This is a genomic window from Streptomyces sp. NPDC005574 (assembly GCF_040605435.1).
In the GTDB taxonomy this organism is placed as follows: Bacteria; Actinomycetota; Actinomycetes; order Streptomycetales; family Streptomycetaceae; genus Streptomyces.
On sequence record NZ_JBEXCW010000024.1, the window covers coordinates 94,613 to 103,495 of the forward strand.

Here is an 8,883-nt window from a genome sequence, read left to right on the forward strand (position 1 = left end):
CCACCGACCGAGCGCGCCCGACAGTTCAGCACTGTAATCGAACGAGGACGGTCGGTTCCGGGAGAGGAACGGTATGCGACAGCACCCGACCGATCAGGAACGGTCAGGCACCGGGGTTTCCCGGAGTCGGCCCTACGCGACGACCGTCACCCTCGTGGTCGTCGAGCCGAAGGTCCACAGGGCCGCGCCGTCCGCCTTGCGCATGCGGATGCCGCCGGTCCGGACGTCGGCGGCCGGTGGGGGCGAGGAGCCGTCGAGGGCGTTGGAGAAGGCGAAGTTCACGCCGGACTTGGCGCCGAAGTAGACGACGTGCTCGATCCGCACGCCGTCGGAGCCCGTGGTGGCGTCCCGGCGCAGCGAGACCGTGTACTTGCCGGGGTCCGGGCTGACCGTGCCGGGCCAGACCGTGAAGGTACGGCGGGCGGTGTCGCTCGCGTCGACGAGCCACAGCCGCTTCTGGCCGAGGGAGTAGACGACGCGGCGCCCGGTGCCGGAGTCCGCGGGTACGGCGGGCGGGGCGGCGGGCCTGGTGGGCTTGGGATGCGCGCCCGTGGACGCCGAGGCGCTGGGGCGAGCGGCGGTGGCGACGGGGTGTGCGCCCCGGTCCGCCTGCGTTGCCAGGACGACGACGGCCGCTATCGCTCCCACCGTCAGGCCGGACACCCAGGCCCACGAGGGAAGTCGGGCAGACACGGGCACGCATCTCCTCAGTTACGGACCCCTCCACACAGGGGTCCGATCATCGTACTGTGACGGTGCCGCCGGTCAGTCCAGCACCGGCAACAGCTCGGGCAGGTGACCGTCCGACGCCGCCGCCGCCCGCTGCCGTTCCTCCGGCACCGTGCCGTACAGCGTGGTGCGCGGCCGGGACGGGCGGCCGGCCGCCTCCGCCACCGCGATCAGGTCCTTCACCGACTTGTACGAGCCGTACGACGAACCCGCCATCCGCGAGATCGTCTCCTCCATCAGCGTGCCGCCCAGGTCGTTGGCGCCCGAGCGCAGCATCTCCGCGGCGCCCTCGGTGCCGAGCTTGACCCAGCTGGTCTGGATGTTGGGGATGTACGGGTGCAGCAGCAGCCGGGCCATCGCGGTGACCGCCCGGTTGTCGCGGACCGTCGGGCCCGGGCGGGCGATCCCCGCGAGATACACCGGCGCGTTCGTGTGGATGAAGGGCAGCGTGACGAACTCCGTGAAGCCGCCGGTCCGCTGCTGGATGCCGGCGAGCGTGCGCAGGTGGCCGAGCCAGTGGCGGGGCTGGTCCACATGCCCGTACATCATCGTGGACGAGGAGCGGATGCCCAGCTCGTGCGCGGTCGTGACGACCTCGATCCAGGTCGCCGTGGGCAGCTTGCCCTTGGTGAGGACCCAGCGGACCTCGTCGTCGAGGATCTCCGCCGCCGTGCCGGGGATGGAGTCGAGGCCGGCCTCCTTCGCCGCGGTCAGCCACTCGCGGATCGACAGGCCGGTGCGGGTCGCGCCGTTGACGACCTCCATCGGCGAGAAGGCGTGCACGTGCATGCCCGGCACCCGCTCCTTGACCGCCTTCGCGATGTCGAAGTAGGCGGTGCCCGGCAGGTCGGGGTGGATGCCGCCCTGCATGCACACCTCGACCGCGCCGACCTCCCACGCCTGCTCGGCCCGGTCGGCGACCTGGTCGAGGGACAGCGTGTACGCGTCGGCGTCGGTGCGGCGCTGGGCGAACGCGCAGAAGCGGCAGCCGGTGTAGCAGACGTTGGTGAAGTTGATGTTCCGCGTGACGATGTAGGTGACGTCGTCGCCCACCACCGACTTCCGCACGTCGTCGGCGATCCGCGTGAGCGCGTCCAGCGCCGGGCCGTCGGCGTGCAGCAGGGCGAGGGCCTCGGCGTCGGTGAGCCGGGTCGGGTCGTCGGCCGCGGTGCGCAGCGCGTCCCGTACGTCGGTGTCGATGCGCTCGGGCACCATGCCTGGCGCGGCCGCCTCGCGCAGGGCTGCCCAGTCGCCGTAGACCTCGTCGAAGTCGTCGCGGCGGTCGGACGTACGGCCCTCGGTGTCGATCGACGCGTGCAGGTCCGTCCGGCCGGACGAGGTGAACGCCTCCTCCGGCTCCTGCCACGGGTGGCCCTCGACGACCGCGTCCGGCCGGGCGAGGCCGGTCTCCGGGTCGGCGAGCGCCCGGACGTGCGGCAGCAGCCGCGGGTCGAGCCAGGGCTCGCCCCGGGTGACGAACTCGGGGTACACGCACAGCCGTTCACGCAGTTCGAACCCGGCCGCCGCGGACTTCTCGGCGAGCTCCTCGATCTGCGGCCAGGGGCGTTCGGGGTTGACGTGGTCGATGGTGAGGGGGGAGACCCCGCCCCAGTCGTCGATGCCGGCGTGGATGAGCCGCTCGTACTCGGCGTCGACCAGGTTCGGCGGGGCCTGGAGGCAGCCGCCGGGGCCCATGATGTGCCGGGCCACCGCGACCGTCGCGACGAGCTCGTCGAGTTCGGCGTCCGGCATGCCGCGCATGGCGGTGTCCGGCTTGGCGCGGAAGTTCTGGATGATCAGTTCCTGGACGCCGTGGTAGGCCCGCGCGACCTTCCGCAGCGCGAACAGGGACTCGGCGCGCTCCTCGTACGTCTCGCCGATCCCGATCAGGACGCCGGAGGTGAACGGCACGGAGGAGCGGCCGGCGTCCTCCAGGACCCGCAGGCGTACGGCCGGCTCCTTGTCCGGGGAGCCGTGGTGCGGGCCGCCGGGCTCGGACCACAGCCGGGTGGCGGTCGTCTCCAGCATCATGCCCATGGAGGGGGCGACCGGCTTGAGCCGCTGGAAGTCGGTCCACGACATGACACCCGGGTTGAGGTGGGGCAGCAGGCCCGTCTCCTCCAGGATCCGGACGGAGATGGCCCGGACGTAGGCGATCGTGTCGTCGTAGCCGTGCGCGTCGAGCCACTCGCGCGCCTCGGGCCAGCGGTCCTCGGGCTTGTCGCCGAGGGTGATCAGCGCTTCCTTGCAGCCGAGGGCGGCGCCGCGGCGGGCCACGTCGAGCACCTCGTCCGGGGACATGAACATGCCGTGGCCGGCCCGGCGCAGCTTGCCGGGGACGGTCACGAAGGTGCAGTAGTGGCACTTGTCCCGGCACAGCCGGGTGAGCGGGATGAAGACGCTCTTGGAGTACGTGATGACCCCGGGGCGGCCGGCCGCCTCCAGGCCGGCGTCCCGCACCCGGGCGGCCGACGCGGCGAGGTCCTCGAGGGCCTCGCCGCGCGCCTGGAGCAGCACCGCCGCCTCGGCGACGTCGAGGGCGACGCCGTCCCGGGCCCGTTTCAGGGCGCGACGCATGGAGTTCTCGGTGGGACCGGTGCCGCCGGGGCGGTCGGTGGGGCCGGTTCCGGTGGTCGCGGAGGTCGTCATCCTTCGAGCATACGAGCGAGGTGATCAGGGCAGACAGGAGCCGCCCCTTTTGTCCCCGCCGGCGGTTCGTCACACAGCGCGCGCGGAACGGTCGCCTCCGCCGCCTTCGCCGATGAAGGGCGCGTACGCGTCCAGCAGGCCGAGCACCTCCGCCTCCCCCGCCGGCGGCAGCTGGACGACGGTCTCCTCGATGCCGAGTTCGGCGTAGTGGGCGAGCTTGCCGGGGCTCGGCTGGACGGCGTACGGGACGATCTGGAGGCCGGCCGGGTCGCGGCCGGCGTCGGCCCAGGCGGCGCGCAGCACGGGCAGCGACTCGGACAGGCCGCGCCCGCCGATCGGCAGCCACCCGTCGGCGTACTCGCAGATGTGCGAGAACAGCTTCGGACCGGCCGCCCCGCCGACGAGCGTGCGCGGACCGAGGACGGGACCGCGTGGCTTCCGGACGGGCTTGGGGTAGGCGGTGCTGGCCCGCACGCTCCCGAACTCGCCCTCGTAGGGAGTGGGTTCGTCGCTCCACAGGGCCCGCATCAGACCCATCCGGTCCCGCACCAGCTCGCGCCGCGTGCGCCACTCCACGCCGTGGTCGTCGGCCTCCTCCACGTTCCAGCCGAAGCCGAGGCCGAGGGTGAAGCGCCCGCCGGAGAGGTGGTCCAGGGTCGCGATCTGCTTGGCGAGGTCGATCGGGTCGTGCTGGGCGACGAGCGTGATGCCGGTGCCGAGGCCGAGGTCCTCGGTGACGGCGGCCGCCTGGCCGAGCGCGACGAAGGGGTCGAGGGTACGGCCGTACTCGGGCGGCAGCTCGCCGCCCGCCGGGTACGGGCTGGTCCGCTCGACCGGGATGTGGGTGTGCTCGGGCAGGTAGAGCCCGGCGAAGCCCCGCTGCTCCAGCTCACGCGCGAGCCGGGTGGGGGTGATCGTCTCGTCGGTGAGGAAGATCGTCACGGAGATACGCATGACCCATCTGTACCGGGGCGCGCCGCATCTGTCCATACCGACTGGTCGGCATCGTATTCACACCGCGGGACCGGCCCCCTTCCGCCATCCGCCGCTCCCCTTGCCGTGCACGGCGGTTCACGACCGGCGGCCAGAGTGGCGTCCGGTCACCACCGCACAACCCGTGCCCTGTCAGTCACCCACGACACCTGGGGAGCAGCAGCATGTGCGAGGACCACCACGGCGGGACGGCGGGCCCGGGCCGGCGCGCGTTGTTCGTGACGGGCGCCGCCGCCGCGCTTACGTTGGGAAGCGTGAGCTTCGCGTCAGCGGCCGGCCGCGCCGGCGGCCAGGAGACCAGCACGGTGCGCGGCACCCTGCCCACCGGCTCCCCGGACTTCGTGTACGTCCCCGTCGAAGTCCCCTCCGGCGTACGGGAGATCAGGGTCGCGTACACCTACGACCGGCCGTCCGTCCCGGCCGGGACCGCGGGCAACGCACTCGACATCGGCGTCTTCGACGAGCGCGGCACCGAGCTGGGCGGCCGGGGTTTCCGCGGCTGGTCTGGCGGGGCCCGCACCGGGTTCTTCGTCCGCGCGGACGACGCGACTCCCGGATACCTCCCCGGCCCGGTGCGGCCGGGCACCTGGCACATCGCGCTGGGCCCGTACACGGTCGCCCCGCAGGGCCTGTCGTACGAGATCACCATCACGCTGACCTACGGCGAACCGGGCGCCGCCGTCGAGCCCGTGTATCCGCCCGCCCGTGCCAGGGGGCGGGGCCGGGCCTGGTACCGGGGTGACTGCCACCTGCACTCCTGGCACTCCGACGGCCGCCGCACCCCGGCCGAGATCGCGGCCCTCGCGCGGGCGGCGGGCCTCGACTTCGTCAACACCTCGGAGCACAACACGAACGCGGGGCACGCGCACTGGGCGGACGTGGCCGGCGACGACCTCCTGGTCATGCTGGGCGAGGAGGTCACCACGCGCAACGGCCACGTGCTGGCGCTGGGCACGGACCCGGGGACGTTCGTGGACTGGCGCTACCGGGCCCGCGACAACCGCTTCGGCCGCTTCGCCCGCCTCATCCGCCGCGCCGGCGGCCTGGTCGTCCCCGCCCACCCGCACGCCACCTGCGTCGGCTGCAACTGGAAGTTCGGCTTCGCGGAGGCGGACGCGGTCGAGGTGTGGAACGGCCCCTACACCCCGGACGACGAGGTCGCCCTCGCGGACTGGGACGGCATGCTGGTCGCGTCCGTGCGCGGCGGCGGCCGGGACTGGATCCCGGCGATGGGCAACAGCGACGCCCACCGCGACCCGGACGCGGTCGGACTCCCCCAGACGGTCGTCCTGGCCGACGACCTGACCCGGGAGGCGATCCTGGACGGCATCCGGGCGGGCCGGTCGTACGTGGCGGAGTCCGCCCGCATCTCGCTCTCCCTGACCGCGACCGGCGGCCGGGGCGAACAGGCGGGCATCGGCGACCGGTTGGAGGTGCCCCCGGACGCCCCGGTGACGGTGCGGGCGGAGGTCGCCGGCGCCCCCCGCTGCACGATCCGCTTCGTGACGGACCAGGGCGCGCTGTTCACGAGCCCCCCGCTTCCGGTGTCGGGCGCGGGAACGGCGGAGTGGCGAACGACTGCGGCCTACGCGGCGTACGTCCGGGCGGAGTTGCGCCACGAGGTGGCGACGGGGCCGGTGCCCGGGGCGCTGGCGGCGTTCACGAACCCGGTATTTCTCGGTCGCTAGCGGGAGTTGGGCGGTGCAGACTGACCGGCCATGTCCGACTCGTATGCGCAGCCCGTTCTGCGGACGGCCGATCTCTCGGAGGCCCTGCGCGTCGTCGAGCGGCTGCTCGGGATCGCCTACGTCCGTGATCTCGAAATCGACTTCGAGGCCCTGGTTTCCTCGGCGGACGTTCTCACGCCGCTCTCACCACCGACCCCGTCACGTGAAGAAGAAGTAGCTCACCCACGCGGCGTCCCAGCCGCTCGGAACGAGGTGTTTCGGTCCGGGTCGGGCGTTCGTACAACTCGGTCAGGTCCTCGCGGGTCTCCCCCACATCCGGACCGTGATCCGGCCCCTCGTGCTGGGAGAACCATGCGCAAGCGCTACGCCGCGATCCTCAGCGTCGCTCCCCTCGTCGTCCTCGCCGCCGTGGTACCCGTCGCCCATGCGGACACGACCGTGGGAGACGCCCGCATCACGTCCATCAGTGTCAGCAAGCCCGTCATCGGCGTCGGCGCCACGCTCGGGGCCGGGGTCGGCGTCACGCTGACCGCCTCGGACGACTCGGGGATCGTCAGTGTCATCGGCCCCAAGGTGGTCGGCCCCGACGGGCTGGTCATCCGTCCCACCCGCAACGAGTGCACCCCGCAGAACGCGACCACCGTGCGGTGCGTCTACAGCTTCCCGCTCTCGCCGGACGGCACGGACGCGCAGGACCTGCGCAACAGCGCGGCGGGCGTCTGGCACTTCAAGGCCAAGGCCGTGGCCGCCGACGGCGACTCCCACCACCTGTCGCCGGGCGCGCCGTTCAGCGTCAAGCGGCACGCCACGCTGGTGGGCGCCGACGCCACGCCCGAGCCGGTCGACAAGGGCGACCAGCTCACCGTCACGGGCTGGCTCCGGCGGTCCAACTGGGACACCAACGCCTGGGACGACTACGCGGGCAAGTCCGTGACCCTCCAGTTCCGCAAGTCCGGCACCGACACCTTCAAGGCCGTCAGGACGGTCACCACCGACAGCGCCGGCAAGCTGCGTACCAAGGTCACCGCGACCACCACCGGCACCTGGCGCTGGCGGTTCACCGCCAACACCGTCGCCACGGGGGCGACCTCGCAGGGCGACCGGGTCGTGGTGCGCTAGTCGCGGGGTCGGTCCGTCTCCTCCGCCGCCAGGTCCGCGACCACCGCCGCGTGGTCCGAGGGCCATACGCCGTCCACCGCACCCGCGCCCGCGCGGCGGACGGCGCGGACGTGGCCGAGGCCGCCGGGGCCGGGCGGGCCCACGTGGACGTAGTCGATGCGGGCGGCGGGGCTGTGGTCGGCCACGTACGGGTTCGCCGGGTCCCAGGTCGCGGACGGGGCCGCCGGATCGGCGTACTCCCACGCGTCGAGGAAGAGCTGGCCGGGGGCCGCCGGTGCCGTCCTGTAGCCGCCGAAGCGGCGGATCTCGTCGGAGTCTGGCCACGCGTTGAAGTCACCGGTGACCACCGGCGGGAAGGCGGTGCCGCCGCGGTGGGCCGCCACGAACTCCGCCAGCGCGGTGACCTGTTGGACGCGTACGGCCGACGCCGACGGGGCCGAGGTGAGGTGGGTCGTGAAGAACGGGACCTCGTGATGGGGCGCGGCGAGGCGGGCGTAGAGGGCGAGGCGGCCGTCGTCCAGCTCCGCCGGCGCGGGGAGGCGCAGCACGTCCTGCTCGATGACCGGCCAGCGGCTGAGCACCGCGTTGCCGACCTCGACGGACGGGTCCCCGATCCGCCGCTGCCACCGCTCCGAGGCGTGGGAGGGGGCCCAGGCCCGGTGCAGGCCGAGTTCGTCCGCGAGCCACCCGGCCAGGTTCTCGCCGCCGGCCGCCCACACCTCCTGGAGGCCGACCACGTCCGGTTCGAGCTCCCGCAGCACGGCGAGAATGGCCTTCTGCCGCTCGGCCCAGGGCCCGAACCGCCACCACAGATTCCAGCTCACGATGCGCATCGCCGACCCGCCCGTCCCTCTACCGTCCCGACACTGGGACCATTGAAGACCACCGTCACCTGCGTGAGGCAGCGGACGGGACAACGGACGGGGAGTGTCAGTGAAGGTCTTCCGCGACGCCGAGTCCAAGTACCGGGCGGTCTCCGCCATCCAGCGGAGGTTCGCCAACCCGTTGCAGCGCCGGATCCCGTCGCAGACCCTGCTGGAGACCACCGGTCGGGTGTCGGGGGAACCCCGCCGTACCCCGGTGGGCGGGCGGCGGATCGGGGACTCCTTCTGGCTGGTCTCCGAGTTCGGGGAGCGCTCGCAGTACGTCCGCAACATCAAGGTCGACCCGCGGGTCCGGGTGCGGCTGCGGGGGCGGTGGCTGACCGGGACGGCGCATCTCCTGCCGGACGACGACGCGGTTGTACGGCTGCGCAGCCTGCCGCGGATGAACAGTGTGGCTGTGCGGGCGGCTGGCGTCGGGCTGCTCACGGTGCGGGTGGATCTCGACTGAGCGGTTCGCGTGTGCCTCCGGCGGCAGGGTCGCGATGGGTCGTCGGTCGTCCGCGCCACCGTCGTGGCTGGTCGCGCAGTTCCCCGCGCCCCTTCAAGGCTCAGCGCCGTCGTCGCCGGTCGCGCAGTTCCCCGCGCCCCTTCAGGGCAGCGCCGGGCCCATGCGGGCGCCCTGCCGCTGGGCGTGCCGCGAGGGGCCGACCGTCGCCCGCGCCACCGTCGTGGCTGATCGCGCAGTTCCCCGCGCCCCTGCAAGGCGCAGCGCCGTCGTCGCCGGTCGCGCAGTTCCCCGCGCCCCTACAGGGCAGCGCCCGGCCCACGCGGGCGCCCTGCCGCCGGGCGTGCCGCGAGCCGACGTCAAGGCGCTCGAGCCC

At 73.3% G+C, this 8,883-nt stretch carries 7 protein-coding genes; 3 read left to right on the plus strand and 4 right to left on the minus strand.

Annotated elements, in window-relative coordinates:
* Nucleotides 1-132 precede the first annotated feature (132 nt).
* The 3 genes from ABZT03_RS18310 to ABZT03_RS18320 form a co-directional block, all read right to left on the minus strand.
* A complete protein-coding gene (locus ABZT03_RS18310; protein WP_356040388.1) occupies nucleotides 133-693 on the minus strand; it encodes a hypothetical protein in 561 nt (186 codons plus the stop codon).
* Nucleotides 694-765: 72 nt separating this feature from the next.
* Nucleotides 766-3,378, minus strand: a complete 2,613-nt coding sequence (locus ABZT03_RS18315; RefSeq protein WP_356040392.1) for a bifunctional FO biosynthesis protein CofGH — start codon at nucleotides 3,376-3,378, stop codon at nucleotides 766-768.
* A 69-nt stretch (nucleotides 3,379-3,447) separates the two neighbouring features.
* On the minus strand, nucleotides 3,448-4,332 hold the full coding sequence (locus ABZT03_RS18320; RefSeq protein WP_356040395.1) for an LLM class F420-dependent oxidoreductase: 885 nt from the start codon (nucleotides 4,330-4,332) through the stop codon (nucleotides 3,448-3,450).
* A gap of 203 nt (nucleotides 4,333-4,535) precedes the next feature.
* Here ABZT03_RS18320 and ABZT03_RS18325 point away from each other — a divergent pair, with 203 nt between their 5' ends.
* Both ABZT03_RS18325 and ABZT03_RS18330 read left to right on the plus strand, forming a co-directional pair.
* Entirely contained in the window at nucleotides 4,536-6,059 is a 1,524-nt protein-coding gene (locus ABZT03_RS18325; protein ID WP_356040398.1) for a CehA/McbA family metallohydrolase, read from the plus strand.
* Nucleotides 6,060-6,410: 351 nt separating this feature from the next.
* The gene (locus ABZT03_RS18330; protein WP_356040401.1) at nucleotides 6,411-7,178 is read left to right on the plus strand and encodes a hypothetical protein; all 768 of its coding nucleotides are present in this window, start codon (nucleotides 6,411-6,413) and stop codon (nucleotides 7,176-7,178) included.
* Here ABZT03_RS18330 and ABZT03_RS18335 read toward each other — a convergent pair.
* Nucleotides 7,175-8,011 carry an endonuclease/exonuclease/phosphatase family protein gene (locus tag ABZT03_RS18335; protein ID WP_356040404.1) on the minus strand — a complete coding sequence of 279 codons (837 nt, stop codon included), beginning with the start codon at nucleotides 8,009-8,011 and terminating at the stop codon, nucleotides 7,175-7,177. The two genes, ABZT03_RS18330 and ABZT03_RS18335, sit on opposite strands and share 4 nt — an antisense overlap.
* A gap of 100 nt (nucleotides 8,012-8,111) precedes the next feature.
* Between ABZT03_RS18335 and ABZT03_RS18340 the strand changes: the two genes are divergently transcribed.
* Entirely contained in the window at nucleotides 8,112-8,510 is a 399-nt protein-coding gene (locus ABZT03_RS18340; RefSeq protein ID WP_356040407.1) for a nitroreductase/quinone reductase family protein, read from the plus strand.
* Nucleotides 8,511-8,883: the final 373 nt, after the last annotated feature.